Source organism: Microbacterium sp. NPDC087591 (assembly GCF_044743625.1).
Classification (GTDB): Bacteria; Actinomycetota; Actinomycetes; order Actinomycetales; family Microbacteriaceae; genus Microbacterium.
Window position 1 is genome coordinate 124,131 of sequence record NZ_JBIUWU010000001.1, and the last position, 22,462, is coordinate 146,592.

The 22,462-nt window shown below is 69.0% G+C and carries 25 protein-coding genes; 12 read left to right on the forward strand and 13 right to left on the reverse strand.

The features are described from left to right. The first annotated feature begins 73 nt into the window (after positions 1-73). The gene (locus tag ACIOVG_RS00580) at positions 74-877 is read left to right on the forward strand and encodes an arginase family protein (protein ID WP_400868028.1); all 804 of its coding nucleotides are present in this window, start codon (positions 74-76) and stop codon (positions 875-877) included. Beyond that, entirely contained in the window at positions 874-1,311 is a 438-nt protein-coding gene (locus ACIOVG_RS00585) for a Fe-S oxidoreductase (protein WP_400868030.1), read from the forward strand. The genes ACIOVG_RS00580 and ACIOVG_RS00585 overlap by 4 nt, the downstream gene beginning before the upstream one ends. Positions 1,312-1,315: 4 nt before the next feature. Here the strand turns inward: ACIOVG_RS00585 and ACIOVG_RS00590 are convergent, their stop codons facing one another. The 3 genes from ACIOVG_RS00590 to ACIOVG_RS00600 are packed head-to-tail and all read right to left on the reverse strand — an operon-like array spanning position 1,316 to position 3,042. Continuing rightward, positions 1,316-1,792: an SIP domain-containing protein gene (locus ACIOVG_RS00590; RefSeq protein ID WP_400868032.1), complete on the reverse strand. Its 477-nt coding sequence runs from the start codon at positions 1,790-1,792 to the stop codon at positions 1,316-1,318. Between the two features lie 51 nt (positions 1,793-1,843). Continuing rightward, positions 1,844-2,569 carry a tyrosine-protein phosphatase gene (locus ACIOVG_RS00595; protein ID WP_400868034.1) on the reverse strand — a complete coding sequence of 242 codons (726 nt, stop codon included), beginning with the start codon at positions 2,567-2,569 and terminating at the stop codon, positions 1,844-1,846. Continuing rightward, entirely contained in the window at positions 2,566-3,042 is a 477-nt protein-coding gene (locus tag ACIOVG_RS00600) for a carboxymuconolactone decarboxylase family protein (protein WP_400868036.1), read from the reverse strand. Before ACIOVG_RS00600 ends, ACIOVG_RS00595 begins: the two co-directional genes overlap by 4 nt. A 171-nt stretch (positions 3,043-3,213) precedes the next feature. On the opposite strand from ACIOVG_RS00600, the gene ACIOVG_RS00605 reads away from it, so the two are divergent. The 6 genes from ACIOVG_RS00605 (at position 3,214) to ACIOVG_RS00630 (ending at position 9,173) form a co-directional block, all read left to right on the forward strand. Then, a complete protein-coding gene (locus ACIOVG_RS00605; RefSeq protein WP_400872621.1) occupies positions 3,214-4,140 on the forward strand; it encodes an alpha/beta fold hydrolase in 927 nt (308 codons plus the stop codon). A 93-nt stretch (positions 4,141-4,233) separates the two neighbouring features. Further along, a complete protein-coding gene (locus ACIOVG_RS00610; protein WP_400868038.1) occupies positions 4,234-5,745 on the forward strand; it encodes an ABC transporter substrate-binding protein in 1,512 nt (503 codons plus the stop codon). A 17-nt stretch (positions 5,746-5,762) separates the two neighbouring features. Further along, the gene (locus ACIOVG_RS00615) at positions 5,763-6,713 is read left to right on the forward strand and encodes an ABC transporter permease (protein WP_400868040.1); all 951 of its coding nucleotides are present in this window, start codon (positions 5,763-5,765) and stop codon (positions 6,711-6,713) included. Next, positions 6,710-7,579, forward strand: coding sequence for an ABC transporter permease (locus ACIOVG_RS00620; RefSeq protein ID WP_400868042.1), 870 nt, complete (start codon positions 6,710-6,712; stop codon positions 7,577-7,579). The genes ACIOVG_RS00615 and ACIOVG_RS00620 overlap by 4 nt, the downstream gene beginning before the upstream one ends. After that, a complete protein-coding gene (locus ACIOVG_RS00625; protein WP_400868044.1) occupies positions 7,576-8,367 on the forward strand; it encodes an ATP-binding cassette domain-containing protein in 792 nt (263 codons plus the stop codon). The genes ACIOVG_RS00620 and ACIOVG_RS00625 overlap by 4 nt, the downstream gene beginning before the upstream one ends. Then, complete coding sequence (locus ACIOVG_RS00630; RefSeq protein ID WP_400868046.1) at positions 8,364-9,173, forward strand: ABC transporter ATP-binding protein; 810 nt, start codon at positions 8,364-8,366, stop codon at positions 9,171-9,173. Before ACIOVG_RS00625 ends, ACIOVG_RS00630 begins: the two co-directional genes overlap by 4 nt. Here ACIOVG_RS00630 and ACIOVG_RS00635 read toward each other — a convergent pair. Genes ACIOVG_RS00635 through ACIOVG_RS00645 form a run of 3 tightly spaced genes read right to left on the reverse strand, consistent with a single transcriptional unit; the run spans position 9,170 to position 11,310 of the window. After that, the gene (locus tag ACIOVG_RS00635; RefSeq protein ID WP_400868048.1) at positions 9,170-9,790 is read right to left on the reverse strand and encodes a GNAT family N-acetyltransferase; all 621 of its coding nucleotides are present in this window, start codon (positions 9,788-9,790) and stop codon (positions 9,170-9,172) included. The two genes, ACIOVG_RS00630 and ACIOVG_RS00635, sit on opposite strands and share 4 nt — an antisense overlap. A gap of 9 nt (positions 9,791-9,799) precedes the next feature. After that, positions 9,800-10,525, reverse strand: coding sequence for a uracil-DNA glycosylase (locus ACIOVG_RS00640; RefSeq protein ID WP_400868050.1), 726 nt, complete (start codon positions 10,523-10,525; stop codon positions 9,800-9,802). Positions 10,526-10,527: 2 nt separating this feature from the next. Next, positions 10,528-11,310, reverse strand: coding sequence for an SDR family oxidoreductase (locus ACIOVG_RS00645; RefSeq protein WP_400868052.1), 783 nt, complete (start codon positions 11,308-11,310; stop codon positions 10,528-10,530). 147 nt (positions 11,311-11,457) lie between these two features. Between ACIOVG_RS00645 and ACIOVG_RS00650 the strand changes: the two genes are divergently transcribed. Both ACIOVG_RS00650 and ACIOVG_RS00655 read left to right on the forward strand, forming a co-directional pair. After that, on the forward strand, positions 11,458-12,780 hold the full coding sequence (locus ACIOVG_RS00650; RefSeq protein ID WP_400868054.1) for a bifunctional o-acetylhomoserine/o-acetylserine sulfhydrylase: 1,323 nt from the start codon (positions 11,458-11,460) through the stop codon (positions 12,778-12,780). A 124-nt stretch (positions 12,781-12,904) separates the two neighbouring features. Next, positions 12,905-13,867 carry an endonuclease/exonuclease/phosphatase family protein gene (locus ACIOVG_RS00655; RefSeq protein ID WP_400868056.1) on the forward strand — a complete coding sequence of 321 codons (963 nt, stop codon included), beginning with the start codon at positions 12,905-12,907 and terminating at the stop codon, positions 13,865-13,867. Between the two features lie 24 nt (positions 13,868-13,891). Here the strand turns inward: ACIOVG_RS00655 and ACIOVG_RS00660 are convergent, their stop codons facing one another. Then, positions 13,892-14,368, reverse strand: a complete 477-nt coding sequence (locus tag ACIOVG_RS00660; RefSeq protein ID WP_400868058.1) for a hypothetical protein — start codon at positions 14,366-14,368, stop codon at positions 13,892-13,894. A 175-nt stretch (positions 14,369-14,543) separates the two neighbouring features. Between ACIOVG_RS00660 and ACIOVG_RS00665 the strand changes: the two genes are divergently transcribed. Continuing rightward, complete coding sequence (locus ACIOVG_RS00665) at positions 14,544-15,752, forward strand: homoserine O-acetyltransferase (RefSeq protein ID WP_400868060.1); 1,209 nt, start codon at positions 14,544-14,546, stop codon at positions 15,750-15,752. A gap of 18 nt (positions 15,753-15,770) precedes the next feature. On the opposite strand, the gene ACIOVG_RS00670 is transcribed toward ACIOVG_RS00665, so the two are convergent. Genes ACIOVG_RS00670 through ACIOVG_RS00695 form a run of 6 tightly spaced genes read right to left on the reverse strand, consistent with a single transcriptional unit; the run spans position 15,771 to position 21,280 of the window. Next, positions 15,771-16,376 (reverse strand): NUDIX hydrolase, encoded by a 606-nt coding sequence (locus ACIOVG_RS00670; RefSeq protein ID WP_400868062.1) that lies wholly within the window; start codon positions 16,374-16,376, stop codon positions 15,771-15,773. Positions 16,377-16,385: 9 nt separating this feature from the next. After that, on the reverse strand, positions 16,386-17,615 hold the full coding sequence (locus tag ACIOVG_RS00675; protein WP_400868064.1) for an MFS transporter: 1,230 nt from the start codon (positions 17,613-17,615) through the stop codon (positions 16,386-16,388). A 9-nt stretch (positions 17,616-17,624) separates the two neighbouring features. After that, the gene (locus tag ACIOVG_RS00680) at positions 17,625-18,818 is read right to left on the reverse strand and encodes a hypothetical protein (protein WP_400868066.1); all 1,194 of its coding nucleotides are present in this window, start codon (positions 18,816-18,818) and stop codon (positions 17,625-17,627) included. Positions 18,819-18,856: 38 nt separating this feature from the next. Next, positions 18,857-19,192: an MTH1187 family thiamine-binding protein gene (locus ACIOVG_RS00685; RefSeq protein ID WP_400868068.1), complete on the reverse strand. Its 336-nt coding sequence runs from the start codon at positions 19,190-19,192 to the stop codon at positions 18,857-18,859. A gap of 4 nt (positions 19,193-19,196) precedes the next feature. Then, positions 19,197-20,435, reverse strand: coding sequence for a hypothetical protein (locus ACIOVG_RS00690; protein WP_400868070.1), 1,239 nt, complete (start codon positions 20,433-20,435; stop codon positions 19,197-19,199). Next, the gene (locus tag ACIOVG_RS00695; protein ID WP_400868072.1) at positions 20,432-21,280 is read right to left on the reverse strand and encodes an NAD(P)H-hydrate dehydratase; all 849 of its coding nucleotides are present in this window, start codon (positions 21,278-21,280) and stop codon (positions 20,432-20,434) included. The genes ACIOVG_RS00690 and ACIOVG_RS00695 overlap by 4 nt, the downstream gene beginning before the upstream one ends. Before the next feature lie 56 nt (positions 21,281-21,336). Here ACIOVG_RS00695 and ACIOVG_RS00700 point away from each other — a divergent pair, with 56 nt between their 5' ends. After that, positions 21,337-22,404, forward strand: a complete 1,068-nt coding sequence (locus tag ACIOVG_RS00700; RefSeq protein WP_400868074.1) for an NADH:flavin oxidoreductase/NADH oxidase — start codon at positions 21,337-21,339, stop codon at positions 22,402-22,404. Positions 22,405-22,462 lie beyond the last annotated feature (58 nt).

The following is a 22,462-nucleotide window of genomic DNA, read 5'->3' on the forward strand; positions in this document are numbered from 1 at the left end:
CCCCCCTGCCGATGCCCCGGACCCGGCGTCCGGGGCATCAGCGCTTCCCCCCCCCCCCCCCCCGGAGGCACCCATGGTGCGATTCCTCGTCGTCCCGCAGTGGCAGGGCTCACCGGCGCCGCGCGCAATGCTCCTCGTCGACGGCGCGTCCGCCATCGCCGGCGATCTCCCCCGCGCGGCGACGACCGTTCTCGATGTGCCGGTCGAGGCCGGCGAATCGCTCGGCACCGGCGTCCGCCGCCTCAGCGCGCTGCTGCGCACGCGGGAGGAGATCGCGTCTCACATCACGACCGACACGGTCGTCATCGGCGGCGACTGCAGCGTGACGGTCGCGGCGCTCGATACGCTCCCCGGCGGCACCGACGACCTCGCGGTGGTGTCGTGCGATGCGCACGCCGACATGCACACCCCTGACACCTCACCCTCCGGCGCGTTCTCCGGGATGGCACTGCGTGCGCTCCTGGGCGACGGAGAGGAGCAGCTCGCGCTCTCTCCGGGGGTCGGCCGCGGGCGGATCGTGACCGTGGGCATGCGCACCCTCGACGACGCCGAAGTCGAGCAGATCGCCTCATTCACCAACCTCTCCGTCTCGGATCTCGACGACCCCGGCGCCCTCGCCACCGCCGTGCGCGCGACCGGCGCCAGCCGTGTCTGGGTGCACATCGACGTCGATGTGCTCGATCCCGCCGACTTCTCGGGGGTCTCCTCCCCCGCACCCTTCGGCCTGTCCCCGTCAGCCCTGAGCGCGGCCATCCGGCGTCTGCGCGAAGAGGTCCCGCTCGCCGGCGCGACGATCGCCGGTTTCGCCCCCCGTTCTCCCGTCGACGCAGTGGACGACCTCGGCGCGCTCCTGCGCCTCGTCGGGGCTGTCGCGTGAGCGTGGACTGGCGCCCGGCAGCCGACGAAGCCCTGGCACGCGGTCGACGATTCGACCGTCGCATCCCGTCCTTCCTGCTGCGCTCACCCCTCAGCCGCGTCGGCTACTGGTGGGGAACGTCCGTCGGATGGATCTGGGGCGCGATCTGGTCGACCGGTCCGGTGGAGCGCCGGGCGGGACTCTGGGTGTTCCGAGGCATGCCGGAGTGGACCTTCAATCGCGGAGGCGTCTGCGTCGGCGGCTGCTTCCTCACCGGCGATGCGCAACCGACCGATGCCGTGCTGCGCCATGAGGCCGTGCACAAGGCGCAGTGGCTGCGCTACGGCTTCCTGATGCCGGTGCTGTATCTGTTCGCCGGACGCGACCCGCTTCGCAACCGTTTCGAGATCGAAGCGGGACTGGAGGACGGCAACTACGTGCGTCGCACGCGCTGAGGACTCAGCGCTCCGACGGCAGCAGCCCGAAGCGCTCCGGCGCGTGGATGGTTCCGGCCTCGATGCCGAGCGTCGAGGTCAGATGGTCGACGATGTCGGCCGTTCCCAGGTATCCGCCCAGGAGCGTGACGTGCGTCTCGGTGCCGTCTTCGTCGTCGCACAGCATCTCGTCGGCCCAGGCGCAGGTCGCGCGGGCGAGAGCCTCTCCCGGTGCGCAGGAGCGACCGGACCCCGGAGCGCCGCTGCGGGCCGAGCGAGCGAGCCAGGTCACCGTCATGCGCCCCGGCGCGTCGATCACGCCGATGTCGCCGGCCTCGGGAACCTCGATGAAGATCCGTCCGGATGCGCACAACGGCAGAGTCGCCAGGAAGACCTCGAGCTCGGCGAGCGAGTGCTCATCGGCCGTCACCAGGTGGTGAGCACGTCGACGAGCGGCACGGCGCTCAGCGCGCGTGCTGCGGACATCGAGAGAGGTTTCCATGGTGCAACCATCGTACACCAAGTGAAGGCTTGCCTAACCTTGGTGAGCGGGTCAGCGCTGTGAATCCTCTGCAGGCTCGACCAGGGTCGCGGTGAGGGCATCCAGCTCGTCCTGACGCAGCCCGTGCGCGAGCAGGTAGCCGGCGGCCGAGCCCCATCGCTCATCGACCTGCTCCAGCAGACGCCGCATCACCGGAGCAGGCGACTGCGTCGCGAGTGCGACGGCATGCACGGCATCCGGATGCTGCGTCCGAAGGTACTCGACGATGCGCTGCGACCGCTGCGCAGGGAGCTGCGATTCGGTGAGGGCGTAGTCGGCGATCACCGCTTCCCGCTCGGCCCCCACCGCCGAGAGGGCTAGAGCGACGGTCACGCCGGTGCGATCCTTGCCCACCGTGCAGTGCACGAGGGTCGGCTCCCCCGCCGCGATGATGCGGATCGCATCGACGAGGCGCTCGCTGCTCTCCTCGAGCAGGTGCAGGTAGAGGTCATCGAGACTCGTGTCCGACTCGAAGAACGACCGGACCGATCCGAGGAACAGCGGCAAGTGCGTGGTATCGGGGCCATCGATCTCCGACGGCTCGGCGGCGACCTCCTCCCCGTCGCGCAGATCGACGATGTGGCGCACGCGGGCGCGCAACTCGGCGGCACCTGCCGTCGTCGCACCGGAGAGCTGGCCGGAGCGCAACAGCACTCCGGAACGGATCCGCCCGTCGGCCGCGGGGATTCCGCCGACGTCTCGGACGTTGGTGACACCGCCGACGTCGAGGATCGTCATGCCTGCGCCTGCGGCGTGCGCGGCGGAACCGGGTACCGTCCCGCGATGACGATGCGGTTGAACGCATTGATCGAGACGCAGGCCCAGCTCAGCGCGGCGTACTCCTTCTCGGTGAAGACGCTCCCGACCCTGTCGTACACCTCGTCGGATACGCCCTCGTCGGCGATGAACGTGAACGCCTCGGCGAGCTCCAGCGCCGCGCGCTCGCGTTCGCTGAACACCCCGCTCTCCCGCCACGTCGGAACCTGGGTGAGGGTGTCGGTGTCGACACCGGCGGCGAGCGCGCGATCCACATGGATCCGAGCACAGAACGCGCATCCGTTCAGCTGGGAGCAGTGGATCATCACCAGCTCCTTGAGACGCTCATCGATCCCGTTCGCCGCGCAGATCTCCCCGACGGTGCGCGAGAAAGCGTCGAGCGCCTGGTACGCGGTCGGCTCGGTCTTGGACAGGTGCACTCGCGTCTCGCTCATGTCTCCATGATATTCGCCGCGTCAGCGCCCTGAGGCGGATGCGCCCGTTGCGGAAAAATGCAGAATGCGAGCTTGAAACTCACTCGAGTAATCATCACGCAAAGAAACAGGCCGTAATCAATTGTCACATTGCTCCCGCATTTCCGACCCGGCGGGAAACGGGCGCAGAATATCCACGTGGCGATCGACATCACTGAGTTCAGCTATCTTCCCGCACAGGCCGACGCGTTGGGCGTTCCCGTGCCCCCGGTCGAGCGACTGACTCTCTCCCTCCCGGATGGACGGAGCCTGAGCGCTCTGCGTTTCGGCACGGACGCTCCGCGTGTCACCCTCCTCCACGGGGCCGGACTCAACGCCCACACCTGGGACACCACGGCGCTCGCCGCGCAGCAGCCGCTCCTCGCGATCGACCTCGCGGGCCACGGCGACTCCTCATGGCGCGACGACCTCGACTACACCCCGCGCGCGCTGGCTGCCGACGTCGCCCGCGCCCTCGACACGTGGACGACCGCACCGCAGCTCGTCGTCGGACAGTCCCTCGGCGGGCTCACCGGCGCCGCCCTCGCGTCCGCCCGCCCTGACCTCGTCGCCGAGCTCGTGGTGGTCGACATCACCCCGGGCATCGACACCTCGGCCGGACCCGCTGCACTGCGAGAGTTCTACGCCGGTCCGACCGACTTCGCGACGCGCGACGAGCTCGTCGACCGGGCCATCTCGCTCGGCTTCGGCGGCACGCGGCCGGACACCGAGCGCGGCGTCTTCCTGAACACCCGCGTGCGCCCCGACGGCCGGGTGGAATGGAAGCACCACTTCGCCCACCTCGCCGCGCAGGCGCTCTCCGCGCACGCCCCCGGTTCCGAGGCTGCCCCGTCCGTGCTGCACGAGACCGGCTGGGATGACCTCGCCGGTGTGACTGCTCCGCTCACCCTGGTGCGCGCAACGCGCGGCTTCGTGAACGAAACAGATGCCGCGGAGCTGCAGCAGCGTCTGCCGGCCGCTCACGTCATCGTCATCGACGCGACGCACAACGTGCAGGAGACCGCACCGCGGGAGCTGGCGGCACTCATCGCAACCGCGTCAGCGCGCTCCGCTTTGTGACGTTCCATTCCATCGTCTGCTCTCCCCCCGCCCACTGATCCCTAGGCTCGACCCACCGGCACACAGCACCTGCCGCACCGAGAGGAAATGTCCATGTTCCGACGCACCCGTCGTCTCGCGCTGATCTCCGCGCTCGCGGCCACAGCCGTGATCCTGAGCGCCTGCTCCGGTACCCCTGAGCCGGCCGCCACGTCCACCGGCACCCCCGACCCCGACGCCACTCTGCAGGTCGGCCTCGTGCTCGAGCCCACCAACCTCGACATCCGCCACACCAGCGGGGCAGCGATCGAGCAGATCCTGATCGACAACATCTACGAGGGCCTGGTCACCCGCACGCAGGAGAACGAGATCGAGGGGCGCCTGGCCTCCGACTACACGGTCTCCGACGACGGCCTCACCTACACCTTCACCCTCAACGACGGCATCACGTTCCACGACGGCAGCCCGCTGACGTCTGCCGATGTCGTCTCGTCCTACGAGGCCGTGCGCACCGACGAGACCGTGCAGGGCAACGCGGAGTTCGCGTCCGTCACCTCGATCACGGCCCCGGATGCGACGACGGTCGAGATCGAGCTCTCCGAGCCGAACCAGAACTTCCTGTTCGCGCTGACCGGCCCCGCCGGGCTCGTGTTCAAGACCGACGACGCCACCGACCTCAAGACGGCGGAGAACGGCACCGGCCCCTTCACGCTCACGCGCTGGAACAAGGGCAGCACGATCACCTTCGCGCGCAACGACGACTACTGGGGCGAGAAGGCCGGCGTTGCCGAGGTCGAGTTCCAGTACATCCCTGACTTCACCGCGGGCGTGAACGCCGCGCTGGCCGGGGATGTGCAGGTGCTCACCGCCGTCGACCCGAACCTCGCCTCCCAGCTCGAGGGCGACTTCACCCTGACCAAGGGCCGCACGACCGACAAGGCGACGCTGGCTTTCAACAACAAGAAGGCTCCGCTCGACGACGTCCGCGTGCGCGAGGCGCTCCGACTGGCGATCGACCACGACGCACTGATCGAGGCGGTCGGCGCGGGAACCCCGCTGTACGGCCCGATCCCCGAGCTCGACCCTGGGTACGAAGACCTCTCGGACGTCATCTCGTACGACCCCGAGAAGGCCAAGGAGCTGCTGGCCGAGGCCGGACAGGAAGACCTCGAGCTCACCCTGACCATCCCGTCGTTCTACGGGACGACCGTGCCGAAGGTGCTCATCTCCGACTTCAACAAGGTCGGAGTGACGCTCAAGGTCGACTCGGTCGAGTTCCCGACCTGGCTCGAAGACGTCTACACGAACCACGACTACGACCTGAGCTTCGTGCTGCACGTCGAGCCGCGCGACTTCGGGAACTTCGCCAACCCGGACTACTACTTCGGCTACGACAACGCCGAGGTGCAGGACCTGTACTCGCAGGCGCAGGCGGAGGTGGACCCCGACAAGTCCGCCGATCTCCTCGAGAAGGCCGCTCGCATCGTCTCCGAGGACCACGCCGCCGACTGGCTGTACAACGGCGAGACCATCACGGCCGTCGACCCCACGGTCTCCGGATTCCCGAAGGACTCGATCAACTCGCGCATCAACCTCGCCGACGTCACCGTGTCGGCCGAGAAGTAAGCAGCGGTCGCCACTTCGTGATCCGCTATGCGCTCGTCCGAGGAGCCCTGCTCATTGCAGGGCTCCTCGTGTCGAGCGTGCTCATCTTCCTCACCCTCCGCGTGTTCCCCGGCGATGTCGCGCAGCTGATCGCCGGCACGCAGGCCTCCCCCGCCGAAGTCGAGGCGCTGCGGGAATCGCTGGGTCTGAACCAGCCGCTGCTCGCGCAGTACACCGACTGGATCAGCGGCATCCTCCGCGGTGACCTCGGCACCTCGCTCCTCTCCGGCGCGTCGGTCGGCGAGGAGCTGTTCCTCAAAGCGCAGGTCACGGTGCCGCTCGGCATCATGTCGCTGCTCATCGCCGTGCTGATCGCGGTGCCGTTCGGCGTCCTCGCCGCGATCCTGCGCGGCCGCCGCGGGGGTACCGCCCTCAGCGTCGGCGCGCAGGCACTGGCCGCCGTACCGGTCGTCTGGGCGGGAATGATGCTGATCGTCGTGTTCTCCGTCTGGTTGGGCTGGTTGCCACCACAGGGATTCCCGCGCACCGGATGGTCGACTCCGGGCAAGGCCATCGAATCGCTGCTGCTGCCGGCGCTGACCATCGGCATCGTCGAGGGCGCCATGCTCATGCGCTTCGTGCGCAGCGCCACGCTGCAGGCGGCAGGGCAGGACTTCGTGCGCACCGCCGCCGCGAAGGGACTCACTCGCACACGCGCCCTCATCCAGCACGGCATCCCCGCGGTGGGACTCTCCATCATCACGGTGCTGGGACTGCAGGTCGCCGGCATCATCGTCGGCTCCGTCGTGATCGAACAGCTGTTCACGCTCCCGGGCATCGGGCGGATGCTGGTCGCCGACGTCGGCACCCGCGACCTGATCAAGGTGCAGAGCGAGCTACTTGTGCTGACCGGCTTCGTCCTCGTGGTGGGATTCCTCGTGGACCTGCTGCACCGGACGATCGATCCCCGACAGAGGGAGGCCGCATGACCCCCCTCTGGCTCCGCCGACTCTGGCAGACCGCCACCGGCCGATTCGGGCTCATCGTCGTCGCCGTGATCGCGGTGACCGCGATCGTGTCGGCGTTCTGGACGCCGTTCGATCCGCAGTCCTCCGACATCGGCGATCGCTGGCTTCCCCCGAGCTGGCCGCATCTGCTGGGCACCGATGACACCGGGCGCGACATCCTCAGCCTCATCATGGCCGGCTCTCGCACGGCCGTGTTCGTCAGCGTCGGCGCCGGCATCGTCGCCACCGTGATCGGCATCGCCCTGGCTGCGCTCGGCGCCCTCACCGTCCGGTGGATCCGTGAGACGGTCGCGGTCTTCGTCGACATCCTCATCGCCTTCCCCGTCCTGCTGATCGCCATGATGATCTCCTCGGTCTGGGGCGGATCGCTGTGGGTCGTCATCTGGGCTGTCGGCATCGGGTTCGGCGTGAACATCGCCCGTGTCACGCGACCCGAGCTGCGCCGCGTGCAGCAGAGCGACTTCGTGCTGGCGGCGAAGGCCTCGGGGCTCACTCCCACACAGAGCCTCCTGCGGCACCTGCTGCCGAACGTGGCCCCCGTGTTCATCGTGCAGCTGTCGTGGTCGATGGCGGTGGCCGTGCTGGCAGAGGCTGGACTGTCGTACCTCGGCTTCGGGGCATCCGTGGTCGAGCCGAGCTGGGGAATCCTGCTCGCCGACCTGCAGCGCTACATCGGCGTGCATCCGCTGTCGGTGATCTGGCCCGGCCTCACGATCACGATCACGGTGCTCGCATTGAACCTGCTCGGCGACGGGCTGCGCGAGGCGACCGACCCGACGCTGCGCCACCGCGCCGCCGAGACCCACATCCCGGCGGTGGTCGCATGACGCTCTCCGTGCAGGATCTGGTCATCGAGATCGACGGACGCCCTGTCGTCGACGGCATCTCCTTCGATGTGCCGGACGGCGCCCGCGTCGGCCTGATCGGTGAATCCGGATCGGGCAAGTCACTCACGGCGTTGGCCGTGCTCGGCCTGCTGCCCGACGGTGCGACCGCGAGCGGGAGCATCACCTGGAACGGCACCGAGCTGATCGGCCTTCCCGACCGCGAGCTGGCCCGACTGCGCGGGGATGACATCGGCATCGTGTTCCAGGAGCCGCGGACGGCCCTCAACCCGATCAGGACTGTGGGCCGTCAGATCGCGGAGTCCATCCGCATCCACGAGCGGATCGGTCGACGCGAGGCACGCGAACGCGCGATCGCCGAGGCAGCACGCGTGCGTCTCCCCGATCCCGCGTCGATCGTGGACCGCTACCCCCACCAGCTCTCCGGGGGGCAGCGACAGCGCGTGGCGATCGCGATGGCGCTCGCGTGCCGTCCGAAACTGCTGATCGCCGACGAACCCACCACGGCGCTCGACGTGACCATCCAGGCGGAGATCCTCTCGCTGCTGCTCTCGCTCGTCGAGGAGGAGGGGATGTCGCTGGTGTTCATCACTCACGACCTCGCCGTGCTCGCCCAGGTCGCCATCGAGGGCGTCGTGCTGGAGCACGGACGGGTGGTCGAAGCCGCCTCCGTGCAGCGGCTGCTCACGGCTCCCACGTCGCCGATCACGCAGGGGCTGCTGCGCGATGCGACGGCGACGCTCTGGCGTCCGGAAGGAGGTGAGCCGTGAGCCTGATCGAGGCACGCGGGCTGAGCCGCGACTTCTTCGTGCCGAAGCGATCGACCTTCGAGCGCACCCGTACGCAGACCGCCCTCGCGCCGACCGACCTGGATGTCATCGAAGGCTCGTCGGTCGGCATCATCGGCGAATCCGGATCCGGCAAGTCCACACTGATCCGTCTACTGCTGGGGCTCGACCGTCCGACCGCGGGCACGGTGAGCATCGATAGCCGAACGGTGGATGCGTCCGCCTCCGCGAAGTCGCTGCATTGGCTGCGCCGAGAGACGGGGCTGGTGTTCCAGGATCCCTACGCGTCCCTCGATCCCCGCATGTCGGCGGGACAGATCGTCGGCGAGCCCCTGTGGGCACTCGGCATCGAGGGCGACCACCGAGCCCGCGTGCGCGAGGTGATCGCGCAGGTGGGTCTCGAGCCCGACATGGCGGACCGCTACCCCCACGAGTTCTCCGGCGGGCAGCGCCAGCGGATCGCACTCGCCCGCGCCATCGTGCACCGCCCGCGCATCCTGATCGGCGACGAGCCGCTCTCTGCGCTCGACGTCACGGTGCGCGCGCAGATCCTGGAGCTGTTGATCGAACTGCGCCGCACCACCGACCTCACCCTGGTGCTCGTGTCGCATGACATCGGCGTGGTGCAGAACCTGTGCGACACGGTGGTCGTGATGAAGGACGGCGCGATCGTCGAGCGCGGATCCACGCACGATGTGCTGCTGCGCCCCCGGCACGACTACACCAAGGCCCTGCTCTCGGCGATCCCCGTGATCCCGTCGGGCGACTCGGGCGACGCCGCGGACTAGCGGCCGCGACTCGAGGAGAAGAGCCCGCGGCGCCGGCCGCTCGGACGCAGTGCACGCCGCATGTAGACCGTGCCGAGTTCGCGACCGAACTTGAAGCCGACGCGACCCATGCGCCCTGCCTCTTCGAAGCCGAGCTTGGCGTGCAGGCGGATCGACGCCTCCGCGCCGCTGTCGCTGATGACGGCGACCATCTCACGGATGCCGATCTGCGCGCATGCGTCGATCAACGCCTGCAGCAGGGCGGCTCCGAGCCCCTTGCCCCCCGCACCAGGGCCGAGGTAGATCGAGTCCTCCACGGTGTAGCGGTAGGCGTTCTTCCCCGCCCAGGGCTGTGCGAGCGCGTATCCCAGCACCACGCCGCCCGGTGAGACCGCGACGAGGAACGGCAGATTCAGCTTGGTGAGCAGAGCGAACTTCTCCCGCCAGTACGGGATGCTGCTGCGCCGCTCGTCGAGCGTCACCGCGGAGTTGCTCACGAAGTGGTTGTAGATCTCGCGCACATGCGGGAGGTCTGTGGCTCTGACCGGGCGGATCGTGTACGAGAAGACCTCGACCGGAGCAGCAGGGCGCAGATGACGTGGCAGCACGCGGCGTCGGTCCCCCGGTTCGAACTGCATGCGCCCAGCTTAGGGAACGAGCCGCTCTGAGGGAACGAGGGGCTCGCCCTCCACCCGCCAGTCCACCGGCGCCGCGCCCCTGCCCTCGAGCAACGCATTCGCACGCGAGAACGGGCGGGAGCCGAAGAACCCGCGGCGGGCCGACAGCGGAGACGGATGCGCCGAGGCGATCACCGGAGTGTCGCCGAGGAGCGGCTGCAGGTTCGCCGCATCCTTGCCCCACAGGATCGCGACCAGCGGTTGATCGCGCGCCACGAGGGTGCGGATCGCGAGCTCGGTCACCTTCTCCCAGCCCCAGCCGCGGTGAGCGCCCGCGACTCCGGGCTGCACCGTGAGCACGCGGTTCAGCAGGAGCACGCCCTGGTCGCTCCACGCCGTGAGGTCGCCATGCGGAGCGGGCGGGATGCCGAGGTCGGTCTCGCGCTCCTTGTAGATGTTGCCGAGACTGCGCGGCAGGGGTCGCACCTCTCGGTCGACCGCGAACGACAGCCCGATCGGATGCCCTGGCGTCGGATACGGGTCCTGTCCGGTGATGAGCACCCGCACATCCGCGAGCGGCCGCTGGAACGCGCGCAGCACGTGACGCCCTTCGGGGAGGTAGCCGCGGCCCGCTTCCTGCTCGCCCCGCAGCCGTTCCCCCAGGGCGGTGATGTCGTCCTGCACGGGAGCCAGGGCCTGCGCCCACCCGACGTCGATCAGCCCGTCGTCGGCGAGCTCCGCGAGAGTCCGCGCCATCGTCAGTCGATGGAGCGCACGCGCAGCGGCCCGCGCGCAAGGAGGTGCTGTGCCGACTGGGCGACCGGGCGCATCGTGATCAGGTCGAGGTTCACGTGACCGGGTGATTCCAGCGCGTAGCGGATGACGTCGGCCACGTCGTCGGCGAGAAGAGGTGCGTCGACACCGGCGTAGACGGCCTCGGCCGCCACCGCGTCTCCTCCCAGGCGGTTGAGCGTGAACTCCTCGGTGTGCACCATGCCGGGGGCGACCTCGACGACGCGGATCGGCTCGCCGTTCAACTCCTGGCGGAGCACTCGAACCAGCATCGCCTCCGCCGCCTTCGCCGCGTTGTACCCCGCACCCCCGGCGTACGCGGACTGCGCGGCCGTGGAGGTGACGAAGATCGTGTCGGCGTGACCGTCCGCCTCGGCGGCACGGCGCAACGACGGCAGCAGGCCCGCCACCAGACGCTGGGTCGCCAACACGTTGGCGTCGAACATCCACTGCCAGTCCTCGATCGATGCGTCCTCGACGCGATCGGTGCCGCGCGCACCACCGGCGACCTGCACGAGCGCGTGCACGGGGCCGGACTTCTCGAGCTCGGCGATGAGCGCGTCGACCGCGTCGGGGTCGGTCAGGTCGCAGGCGATCGCCGATGCGCCGGTCTCCGCGGCGAGCGCCGCCAGCCGATCCTGTCGTCGCGCGACGCCGACGACGTCCCATCCGCTGGATCGGAGAGCGCGCACCGTCGCCGCACCGATTCCCGAGCTCGCACCTGTCACCACTGCACGTCTGTTGGCCATGCCTCCACCGTACGATGTTCCGCGTCTTTTCGGCGGCTCCCACTGTTACGTCACATTTCCCACTCGTTGTTGACAGGAGGGAATATTCCGTACTCTCACTGAAACGGCATCTGCCATCGACCTTCCACGAGTTCCAGGGGGAACAACATGTCCGCACCCGAGACCTGGCGTTTCGAGACCAAGCAGATCCACTCGGGCGCTGCTCCCGACCCGGTCACGAAGGCTCGCGCCACGCCGATCTACCAGACCACCTCCTATGTGTTCGACAGCGCGGACCACGCGGCGAACCTCTTCGCCCTCGCAGAGTTCGGCAACATCTACACCCGTATCCAGAACCCGACGCAGGACGTCCTGGAGCAGCGCCTCGCCGCTCTGGAGGGAGGCACTGGCGCCCTCGTCCTCGCCAGCGGTCAGGCCGCCTCGACCTTCGCGGTGCTGAACATCGCCGAGGCCGGCGACCACTTCGTCGCCTCCAGCTCCATCTACGGCGGCACGTACAACCTGTTCAAGTACACGCTCGCGAAGCTCGGCATCGAGGTCACGTTCGTCGAGAACCAGGACGACCCCGAGGAATGGCGTCGCGCCGTCCGGCCGAACACGAAGCTGTTCTTCGCTGAGACCATCGGCAACCCGCAGATCAACATCCTCGACATCCGCACGGTCGCCGACGTCGCTCACGAATCCGGCGTGCCGCTCATCGTCGACAACACGATCGCGACCCCGTACCTGATCCGTCCGTTCGAGTTCGGCGCCGACATCGTCGTCCACTCGGTCACGAAGTTCCTCGGCGGTCACGGCACCACCATCGGTGGCGCGATCATCGACGGCGGCTCGTTCGAATGGTCGAAGAACGTCGACAAGTTCCCCGGCCTCACGGTTCCGGACCCCTCGTACCACGGCGCCAGCTACACCGCAGCTGTCGGCGACCCGCTCGCCTACATCATCAAGGCCCGCGTGCAGCTGCTGCGCGACCTCGGCTCCGCGATCGCTCCGCAGAGCGCCTGGAACCTCATCCAGGGCATCGAGACGCTGTCGCTGCGCATCGAGCGCCACGTGCAGAACGCGCAGGAGATCGCCGAGTGGCTCGACAACCGTGACGATGTCGCGACGGTCAACTACTCCGGTCTGCCCTCGTCTCCCTGGTACGCGAAGGCGAACGAGTACGCCCCCAAGGGCGTCGGCGCCGTGCTGTCGTTCGAGCTCAAGGGCGGCGTGGAGGCCGGTCGCGAGTTCGTCAACAGCCTCTCGCTGTTCAGCCACCTCGCCAACATCGGCGACGTGCGCTCGCTCGTCATCCACCCGGCGTCCACCACGCACGCCCAGCTGACCCCGGAGCAGCAGCTCACCGCGGGCGTCACGCCTGGACTCGTGCGTCTCTCGGTGGGTATCGAGAACATCGAAGACCTCAAGGCCGACCTCGACCAGGCTCTCGCCGCGGCTCGCCGCGTCACGGAGGCCGCTCGCGCCTGAGTCTCCTCCTCAGAGAGCAGAGATGCCCCGGACCTTCGCGGTCCGGGGCATCTCTGCGTCGCGGCCTTTGTCCGCGCCGCGCGATGCCGCCCGTTCGGCTGTCGCTCAGCCGATCTCGTCGACAATGGAGGCTCACCATGAGGAGAGCACGATCGACACGCACCTGCAGCAGCGCTCCCCGAGACGGCTGAAGACACGGCGCGCGCGGCAGCTGGCGGTCGCCGCCATGATCCTGCTCCTCGCTGTCGTATGCAGCTGGATCCCCGGCGTGATCGGCACCGCCGGCGCCGCCATCCTCCCCTGGCTCGGACTGGGCCTGCTTGCCGTGCTGGTCACCGCCGTGTTCCTCGCTCGCCGCGTCATCGTCCTGGTGCTCGTCCCCGTCGTCGTCTGGACCCTGGCGATGGCGCCGACTCTCGCCGCGCTTCCCGTCTCGGGCGCGGAGGGAACGGCCCCGATCATGGTGACGAGTCAGAACGTGCGCGCACAATCCGGCGGTGCCGCAGCCTCCGCTGCCGAACTCGCACGTAGCGGTGCCGACGTGATCGCGCTCACCGAGCTCGATGGCGAGAGCCTCTCCGCTGCCCGCGACACCCTCGCCGCCGACTACCCGTACTCCTCCGCCGTGGGCACGGTGGCGATCTGGAGCAAGTATCCGATCACCGACGCCGAGCCGCTGTTCCTCGGCCTCGGCTGGAAACGCGCACTGCGCGTGGACGTGCGGACCCCGGCCACGCCGCTCGCCGTCTATGTCCTCCATGCCGCCTCCGTGCGCCCCGGACACCAGCACGATCGCGACACCATGCTGTCCGGCCTCGCCGAAGCGGTCGCGGCCGACCCCGCCTCGGCGCTGATCGCCGTCGGGGACTTCAACGCGACCTCCGCCGACCCTGCGTTGTCGGCGATCCGAGCGCAGGCCGACTGGGTACGCCCCACCGACGGAACCCTGGGATTCACGTGGCCGGCGGCGTTCCCGCTCGCGCGCATCGATCAGGTCTTCGTACGCGGACTCTCCGTGCTCTCATCGACCACCGCCCCTGCCGGGAACAGCGACCATCTGGCCACGATGACGTCGATCACGCCCTGACGGTTCTCGGCCCGGCCGCGCGGCTCAGGATGTGACGCGCGCGGCGACCGAGATGCGATATGCGCCGGGTTCGCCGGCGCTGTCCAGCCCGACCGTGAAACCGGGCTCCGTGGTCGTCACGTCGAATGACACGCTCCCCGGACAGTGCAGCCGACTCGTCGTGTCCCGGAGATGATCCGCCTGCTCGAAACGGATGTCGATCCCGGCGGAGCCAGCGCATTCGACAGTGACGATGTATGCGCCGGGCGCCGCGCTCGCGTGCGACCAGCCGACGGGTGCGATGTCCCGGCCCACGCCGAACGAGCCCCACATGGCGCCCACCGAGTCATCGTCGGAGACCGGTGACGCGATCGCGTCGTAGTAGCCGTCGTACTCGTCCTCGATGACGGCCGCGACGGGGGCGCGCGACTCACGAGGCTCCGGGGAGGCGTCGAACGGAGAGCATCCCGTCACGGCGACGGTCGCGCAGACCATCGCCGCGGCGGCGGTTGCCTTCGTCATCCGTCGCATGGCCTGAGCATAACGGACGCCCGTGCGCCCCTGACCGCAGGAAACGCCCGGGTCAGCTGCGGAACGACCGAGGTTTTCCGCTTCTGACCGGGCAACTCCGCGACATCGCGCGACCCCGCGCCGTAACCTTCGGCGGACCGTCGTCCGGTCAGGCGAGAATGGAGACATGGACTGGCAGACGACCTCCGAGGACACGGTGCCATCGGCGCCCGTGACGGAGGCCGATGTGCGCCTGCTGCGTGCACGTCCTCCCGCCACCGGAGCCTGGCGTGACGGTGACCCGGTCGGCGGACGGCAGTTCGCCTCGTTCGGGGCGTTTCGCACCGAGAGTGGTGCAGAGCTCCCCGGCATCCGCCTCGCCTATGAGACGTGGGGCGAGCTGAACGCGGCGCGCGACAACGCGGTGCTCGTGCTGCACGCCCTCACCGGTGACAGCCACGTACGCGGTCCCGCCGGTGCCGGGCACCCCACGGCCGGCTGGTGGGAGGAGCTCACGGGTCCCGGAGCTCCCCTCGACACCGACCGCTGGTTCCTGATCGCCCCCAACATGCTCGGCGGATGCCAGGGCTCCACCGGACCGGCCAGCGTCGCCCCCGACGGCTACGAGTGGGCCTCGCGGTTCCCCTACCTGACGATCCGCGATCAGGTGGCCGCCCAGGTGCGTCTCGCCGACGCGCTGGGGATCGACAGCTGGGCCGCCGTGATCGGCGGCTCGATGGGGGGCATGCACGCACTGGAGTGGGCGACCACACACCCGGAGCGGGTCGAGCGTCTCGCGGTGCTCTCGTCTCCCCCGGTGACGACAGCCGACCAGATCGCGCTGAACACCGTGCAGATCGGCACGATCCGCATGGACCCGCGGTTCCAGGGCGGTGAGTACTACGACCTCAGCGACGGAGAGGGTCCGCACCGCGGCCTGGCCCTCGCCCGGCGCATGGCGCTTTTGAACTACCGCAGCCCGATCGAGCTCAACCAGCGCTTCCAGCGCTCGTGGCAGTCGGATGTCTCGCCTCTCGGTCACGGCGGACGGTTCGCGGTCGAGTCCTACCTCGATTTCCACGGCAACAAGTTCACGCGCCGCTTCGACGCGAACAGCTACATCACGCTCGTCGAGGCGATGAACTCGCACGATGTCGGACGCGACCGCGGCGGCGTCGAGGAGGCGCTGCGTTCGGTCACCGCCACCACGCTCGTGCTCGGCATCGACAGCGATCGGCTCTTCCCCGTCGACGGGCAGCACCGTATCGCCCGCAGCATCCCGAACACCCTCGACGGCAACGAGGCCGTGGTGCTCGCGAGCGACTTCGGCCACGACGGCTTCCTGATCGAGAGCGAAGCGGTCGGCACGCACCTGCGTCGACTGCTCGCAAGCTGACCGTCCCTCCGGTCGGCGTCAGTCGGGCGCGAACGTCCAGGGCAGACGGGTGGCGTCGAGCCGCCCCTGCGCCCATGCGAACACGCGACCCGCGTCCTGCACCCGCGTCTGGAACAGTTCCGCGGTCCCTGCCGAGGCGAGAGCGGACTCGACGTCGTCGAACACGGTGAGCCGGTGCAGAGTCATCCACGTCGGCGGGAACAGCGTCCATGCACCGAACCCGTGCCGTTCGAGGGCGTCCGCGGGGCTGACCCACTCGATCTCGCTCACCTCGTCCGCCGAGAGCGACGGCTGCTGATCCGGGGCTGCCGCCAGGAAGAACCAGGTGCGGATGCGCGTCGGCGCCTCACGCGGCGGCTGCCACTGCGACAGGGCCACGAGCTCGTCGACGTCGAGGCCGACCTCCTCGAAGGTCTCGCGGATGCCGGCGCGGCGCGCATCCTCGCTCTCGGGCGCTCCTGGTCTGCGGTCGACGTCCTCCACCTTGCCGCCGGGGAAGACCCATGCTCCGGCGAACGATCCTCTGTCGGGTCGGCGCATCACGAGCACCTCGACTCCCGCCGCCGCAGGGCGCAGCAGCACGACAGTACCGGCGACGGGCAGAGACTCTTCGGGGTCGCTCACCCCGTCACTCTACGACGCGACCAGCACCGGCACCGCAGGTCGACGCGCTTCGATCCGGTATGACAGCAGCGCGATCAGCAGTCCCGCGATCGCCAGAGCTGCGCCTGTCCAGGCGGGAGCGGTGAACCCCCATCCGAGAGCGATCACGACGCCGCCCAGGAACGCACCGAGGCTGTTGCCGATGTTGAGTGCGGAGTGGTTCATCGCGCTCGCGATCGACTGGTTGTCGCCGGCGACGTCCATGAGCCTTGTCTGGATCGTCGGGCTGAGCACCGACGAGACGAACCCGACGATCAGCACGATGAGGCTCAGACTCACGATCCAGAACGACAGCAGAGCGAGCATCGCGAAGACCAGCGCCATCGCCGCGAGCCCATACAGGAGGGTGCGGCGCAGATCGATGTCGGCCAGGTGTCCGCCGACCAGGTTTCCCGCCGTCATCCCGAGGCCCATGAGCACGAGCACGATCGGGACCACCCACGCAGGCGATCCGGCGACCTCGGTCACGAGAGGTGCGATGTAGCTGTAGACGGCGAAGAAACCGCCGAAGCCGATCGCACCGACACCCAGCGTGAACCACACCTGGCGGATGCGGAACACCCCGAGCTCCTGACGCATGGTGCGTCCGGGCTCGCCAGGGTGCTTCGGCACGAAGAACGTGATGCAGAGCGTGGCGAGAGCGAACACGAGGGCGACGACGGCGAAGGCCGCGCGCCAGCCGAACTCCTGGCCGAGGTACGTGCCCAACGGCACGCCGACCACGTTCGCGACCGTGAGTCCGGTGAGGATGAAGGCCACGCCCTTGGCGCGGTTGCCGGGGCCCATCACGTCGGCGGCGACCAGCGCTCCGATGCCGAAGTACGCACCGTGCGGCAACCCGGCGAGGAACCGAGAGATCCCGACCAGTTCGAACGTCGGGAGGACCACGGTGAGCGCGTTGAAGACGGTCAGCGCGAGAGCGAGCACGATCATCACGCGGTGCCGCGGATAGCGTGCCACGAAACCGGCGATCGTGGGTGCGCCGATCACGACGCCGAGCGCGTACAGCGAGATCAACCAGCCGGCCTGGCTGATCGCATCCTCCTGGCTGGTCGCCGAGAGAGCAGGGAGCAGGTCGGATGCGATGTCGGGCAGCAGACCCATGATCACGAACTCGGTCATGCCGATTCCGAAGCTGCCGATGGCGAGAGAGAGGAGCGCCCTCTTCGCCGCACCCCTCGATTCAGTCGAGGGATTCACCTGACCATGCTACCGGTCGCCGGCACTCGCGAGCGGCGGCCGGAATCCGTCCAGCAGCCCGGGATGAAGCTCCCTCCACAATTCGAACACCCGGGTCCAGTCGATGAGTTGTCCCCGTGACCGCTCAGACAAGAGCATCATCGCCGTGGCCGCCCGCCCACTGAAACCGGGGATCTGCGGATCCACCCTTTCTTCCACAGCGAGCTGCATCAGATCGCTGTATCCGCGAGGATCGAATGTGGAACTCGCGTCGTCACCGTTCCCCATCGAGCTGTCCGAATAGCCCAGCACAAGATTCAGAACGAACGTCAGACGGAGCAGGTCGCTGCTCAGCTCATACGGATCGACGCTGTGGTGCGAGTCCCGCGTGACGTAGGGCTGGAATCTCTCTGACCCTCCTGAAGATTCCTGCTCGATACGGAGCAGGTCCATGATCGTCACCCCTGATCCCTCCAACATCGGCTTCAGGAAGCGCCGTACGGCGCTGACGAGGAAGACGTTCTCCCGAGCCTCTCCCAGTTCCGACGACGTTCCGACGACCTGGCTCGAACCCAGATCGATGACCTTGATCCGGTGCGGCGTCAGTTCCCCGGCGCCCTTGTCTGAGGAGTACGGCCGAAGGCTCCAGCGTTCGGCGAGTGATGACTCCCCCTCAATCAGAAGGTTCCCGGTGTTCAGGTCCCCATGAATGACGCCTCTGCTGTGCAGAGTGATCACCGAGATGAGATAACCCGACAAGGCGTTCAAGTGCTCCTGCAGCATCGTCGTGCGGATCAGTTCCCGCGTCTCTGCGCTGTTGAACCCCTCCTCCTCGGCATGGCGGTCGAGCACGCGCCGCCACTCCTCACTCGCTTCGAACCACTGTCGCAGCGTCTCGATCGAGGCAACGCTCTCCATTACTGAGAATGCGATCGGCCTGGGGTAGCGAAAGGTGCCCGAGTCGTGGACGAGCGCGACCACGTCTCGGACGTCGGGATTGGCGTTCTTGGAGGCCTCAAGCCGGGCCTTTCGCGTCACCGATTCGTCGCCCGGGATGTACAGCTTGACGACCTGAGCGGTGGAGAGCACACGATGCATCGCCCGAAAGACCACACCGTTGGCTCCCGCTCCCAAGGGAGCATCATCGAAGATGAGCCGGGGAAGAACCGGGCGTCCATCTTCATCGAGAACAGGCTCTCCGGCGTAGTAGACGCGCCCGCCCAACGTCGAGAACCCTCCGGCGGTACCTTCTCCCGGAGCTGTCAACTCGACGTCTCCGCACCCTCGATCGCCGCTTCCAGCCGCTCGATCTTCGCGTCGAGCTCACCTGTGTACCCGGGACGGATGTCGGCCTTGAGTACCAGCGACACCCGCGAACCGAACGGCATCACGGCCTCGGTCGCGCGCTTGACGACATCCATCACGGTGTCCCAGTCGGGGCCCTCGATCTCGGTGAACATGCTCGTGGTGCGGTGAGCCAGACCTGACTCGCGCACGACCTTGACGGCCGCGGCGACGGCATCGTGCACGGAGTCGCCTGTGCGTTCCTGCCCTTCGGCAGGGGTTCCACTGGGGGCGACGGAGAAGGCGATCAGCATGGTTTCACTCCTGATGGTTCGATGTGCGGGTGGTGGGCACACGCAGCAGTGCGCGGATGCCGACGATGAGGAGGACGATGAGCAGCAGGTTGCGCAGTGTCAGGACGAGGACGGGCAGCAGGTCCGCGGCCAACAGAGCGTCGTAGCTGAGCGGGTACACGAGGCATGTGAGCGCGCAGAGCACGAGCACCAGCACGGCGGGCACCCGCGCTCTGGCCGAGTCCAGCACCAGCCAGATGACCACCGGAGCGATCAGCCAGGTCTGGAACTGCGGAGAACCGACCTTGTTCGCGACGATCAGCACCGCGACGAGCGACAGCGCCAGCGGCGGGAACAGTCGGTGGAACGAGGCGCCGCGCAGCGCCTTGACCGCTCCGAGCGCGGTGATCGCGATCACCGTGACCACCATCAGTGGCGTGAGCAGCGCCTGTACGGGCTCCACCCCGTCCGCCGAGATCTGGAAGGTGAGGATCTCGAAGCTGTACTCGATGCGCGCGGTGCCGGCGACCGCGAGCCAGAGGAACGGAGTCGCCGCGACGGCCTCGATCTGCAGGCCTCGACCGGTCTGCTCCGTGAGGAAGCCGAGGATCTCGTTGTCAGCGCCCAGGAGCACGAGCAGCACCATGACGCCAGCCGTCACCGCCGCGGCGGCGATAACCACCCGCAGTCGTGCCCGCACTGCGACGGCGGCGGCGATGACCAGGGCGCCCGGCCAGATCTTGATCCACGCTCCGATCGTCAGCAGCGCGGCGGCGAGAGTGGGCCTCGACGACAGCCAGAGTCCGCCGACGACGGCGATGGGCACCGTGATCGCGTCGATCCGGTACAGCGCGATCGGACCGAGGAGCAGTAGGGCCGCGCTCCAGAACCAGGCCGCCGTGATGCGCGGCCGTGACGGGGACCGCCCGAGCAGCGCGGCGAAGGCGAGAGCGTCGAGGGCGGTCACCATAACGGCCCACGCGATCAGGTACGCCCCCGACACCCCGAGCAGAGACACGAGCGGCGCCGACAGCGCCTTGGCGAGCAGCATCGGCACGAGAGCGAGCTGCGGATACACCCAGGTCTCGGTGACCCCCACGATCGCGCCGCCGCCCAGTGCCGAGGAGGCCCAGGGCTCGTACACGAGCACGACATCGCCCATGGGTTGACTGGGGTAGATCCACCCGACCCAGGCGGTGAGCAGGTGCACGGAGAGGAAGACGGTCCACAGCGCCGCGAGACGTGCGGTGTTCAGGCGCGTCATGTGAGCAGGTCCGCGACCGCCCTCGGCAGGGCCTCCGCGACGTCCATGGCGACGATCGGGTGCCCTGGTCCGGGGCGTTCCCCGGCTCCGGCCGTATCAGCCGCCAGACGACCGGCATACCCGTGCAACCAGGCCGCAGCAGCGGTCGCTTCGGCGAGTGGTGCGTCCTGATTCGCCGCGAGCAGTGCCCCGAGCACTCCGCCGAGCACATCCCCGCTGCCGGCGGTCGCCAGCCAGCCGGTGCCGGCGGAGACCTCGATCACGCGTCCCTCGGGATCGGCGACCAGCGTCCGCGCGCCTTTGAGCAGCACCACACCGCCCAGCCGCGCAGCGACCTCGACGGCAGCCTCTGCGCGCTGTGCGTCGTCCGATGGTGTGAGGCGCAGCTCAGCCCGCAGTCGCGCGAACTCCCCCGCGTGCGGGGTCACCACGAACGGCGCTGCGCTGCCGGCGGCGAGGTCGAGCGCGCCGGCATCCACGACGACGCGTGCGGTCCCGGCGAGGATCTGCCGCAGCGCCGCGGTCTCGTCGTCGGTGCGCGTCGCGGCGTCCGTGCCGGAGCCGATCACCCAGGCGTCGATCCGCGTGCGCCCTGTGTCGGCGGCGACGACCGTCTCCGGGCGCCGGGCGATCACGGCATCCGCCGCACGCCCCTCGCCCACGTAGCGGACGAATCCCGCACCTGCGCGCCATGCCGCCTCGGTACCCAGCACTGCTGCGCCGGGATACTGGGCCGACCCCGTGCGCAGGGCCACGACACCGCGCGAGTACTTGTCATCACCCGACGACGGCACCCGCAGGAGTCGTGCGGTATCGCTGCGGGACCACTCGCGCACCTCGACCATGACTCCACGTTAGCCGGACGGCCCGCGTGACACTCACCGCGGAGTACCGTCGAACGGTGAGCATCCTCTTCTCCCCGCTGCGCATCCGATCCGTCACCTTCCGCAACCGCCTGTGGGTCTCCCCCATGTGCATGTACAGCGCCGTGGACGGCGTCGTACAAGAGTGGCATCACACCCACCTCGCCCAGTTCGCCTCGGGCGGCGCCGGGCTCATCATCGCCGAGGCGACGGCGGTCGTGCCGGAAGGGCGCATCTCCCCGCGAGACGTCGGCCTGTGGAACGACGAGCAGCGCGACGCCTGGGTCCCCGTCGTGCAGGCGATCCACGACCGCGGCGCGGTCGCCGGGGTGCAGCTCGCGCATGCCGGCCGCAAGGCGTCGACGTGGTGGCCCTGGGCCCAGGACTCGGGTTCGGTGCCCGCTGCCGAGGGCGGCTGGACGACGACAGCTCCCTCCGACATCGCCTACGAGGGCTTCGCCGCACCGGTCGCGCTCGACGCCGACGGCATCGAGCGGATCGTCGACGCGTTCGCCGCCGCCGCCCGCCGCGCCCTCGACGCCGGGTTCGACGTGCTCGAGCTGCACGGCGCGCACGGGTACCTCCTGCACCAGTTCCTCTCTCCGCTGTCGAACCTCCGCGAGGACGAGTACGGCGGCCCCCTCGAGAACCGCGCCCGACTGCTTCTGCGCGTCGTGGACGCCGTGCGCGCGACAGCCGGCGACGACGTACCCCTGTTCGTGCGCATCTCCGCCACCGACCATGCCGAGGGCGGCTTCACGCCCGAGGAAGCCGCCACCGTCGGCGCCTGGGCCGAGGAGCACGGCGCCGACCTCATCGACGTCTCCAGCGGAGGTCTGGTCGCCCACCAGCAGATCAGCGTGTTCCCCGGATATCAGGTGCCGCTCGCCGCGACCGTGCGCCAGGGCGGCAGGATCCCGGTGTCGGCCGTCGGCCTGATCACCGCAGCGGCCCAGGCCGAGCAGGTGCTGGCCGAAGGCGCGGCGGATGCGATCTTCGCGGGGCGCGAGTGGTTGCGCGACCCGCACTTCGCGCTCCGCGCCGCCCACGAACTCGGTGCCGAGGTGGCCTGGCCGCCGCAGTACGAGCGCGCGCACTGGCGCTGACCTCGCCCCACACCGCGTCAGACCGCCGACCCGCAGGGAGCCGACGGCCTGACGCGCG

What these genes read in the sequence shown, in the direction of transcription:
- ACIOVG_RS00665 (WP_400868060.1), top strand. Translation starts at nt 14,544, where the DNA reads ATGGACTGGCAGACGACCTCCGAGGACACGGTGCCATCGGCGCCCGTG.
- ACIOVG_RS00685 (WP_400868068.1), bottom strand. Translation starts at nt 19,192, where the DNA reads ATGCTGATCGCCTTCTCCGTCGCCCCCAGTGGAACCCCTGCCGAAGGG.
- ACIOVG_RS00650 (WP_400868054.1), top strand. Translation starts at nt 11,458, where the DNA reads ATGTCCGCACCCGAGACCTGGCGTTTCGAGACCAAGCAGATCCACTCG.
- ACIOVG_RS00655 (WP_400868056.1), top strand. Translation starts at nt 12,905, where the DNA reads ATGGAGGCTCACCATGAGGAGAGCACGATCGACACGCACCTGCAGCAG.
- ACIOVG_RS00635 (WP_400868048.1), bottom strand. Translation starts at nt 9,790, where the DNA reads ATGCAGTTCGAACCGGGGGACCGACGCCGCGTGCTGCCACGTCATCTG.
- ACIOVG_RS00625 (WP_400868044.1), top strand. Translation starts at nt 7,576, where the DNA reads ATGACGCTCTCCGTGCAGGATCTGGTCATCGAGATCGACGGACGCCCT.
- ACIOVG_RS00590 (WP_400868032.1), bottom strand. Translation starts at nt 1,792, where the DNA reads ATGGAAACCTCTCTCGATGTCCGCAGCACGCGCGCTGAGCGCCGTGCC.
- ACIOVG_RS00610 (WP_400868038.1), top strand. Translation starts at nt 4,234, where the DNA reads ATGTTCCGACGCACCCGTCGTCTCGCGCTGATCTCCGCGCTCGCGGCC.
- ACIOVG_RS00645 (WP_400868052.1), bottom strand. Translation starts at nt 11,310, where the DNA reads ATGGCCAACAGACGTGCAGTGGTGACAGGTGCGAGCTCGGGAATCGGT.
- ACIOVG_RS00595 (WP_400868034.1), bottom strand. Translation starts at nt 2,569, where the DNA reads ATGACGATCCTCGACGTCGGCGGTGTCACCAACGTCCGAGACGTCGGC.
- ACIOVG_RS00640 (WP_400868050.1), bottom strand. Translation starts at nt 10,525, where the DNA reads ATGGCGCGGACTCTCGCGGAGCTCGCCGACGACGGGCTGATCGACGTC.
- ACIOVG_RS00660 (WP_400868058.1), bottom strand. Translation starts at nt 14,368, where the DNA reads ATGACGAAGGCAACCGCCGCCGCGGCGATGGTCTGCGCGACCGTCGCC.
- ACIOVG_RS00580 (WP_400868028.1), top strand. Translation starts at nt 74, where the DNA reads ATGGTGCGATTCCTCGTCGTCCCGCAGTGGCAGGGCTCACCGGCGCCG.
- ACIOVG_RS00600 (WP_400868036.1), bottom strand. Translation starts at nt 3,042, where the DNA reads ATGAGCGAGACGCGAGTGCACCTGTCCAAGACCGAGCCGACCGCGTAC.
- ACIOVG_RS00620 (WP_400868042.1), top strand. Translation starts at nt 6,710, where the DNA reads ATGACCCCCCTCTGGCTCCGCCGACTCTGGCAGACCGCCACCGGCCGA.
- ACIOVG_RS00695 (WP_400868072.1), bottom strand. Translation starts at nt 21,280, where the DNA reads ATGGTCGAGGTGCGCGAGTGGTCCCGCAGCGATACCGCACGACTCCTG.
- ACIOVG_RS00690 (WP_400868070.1), bottom strand. Translation starts at nt 20,435, where the DNA reads ATGACGCGCCTGAACACCGCACGTCTCGCGGCGCTGTGGACCGTCTTC.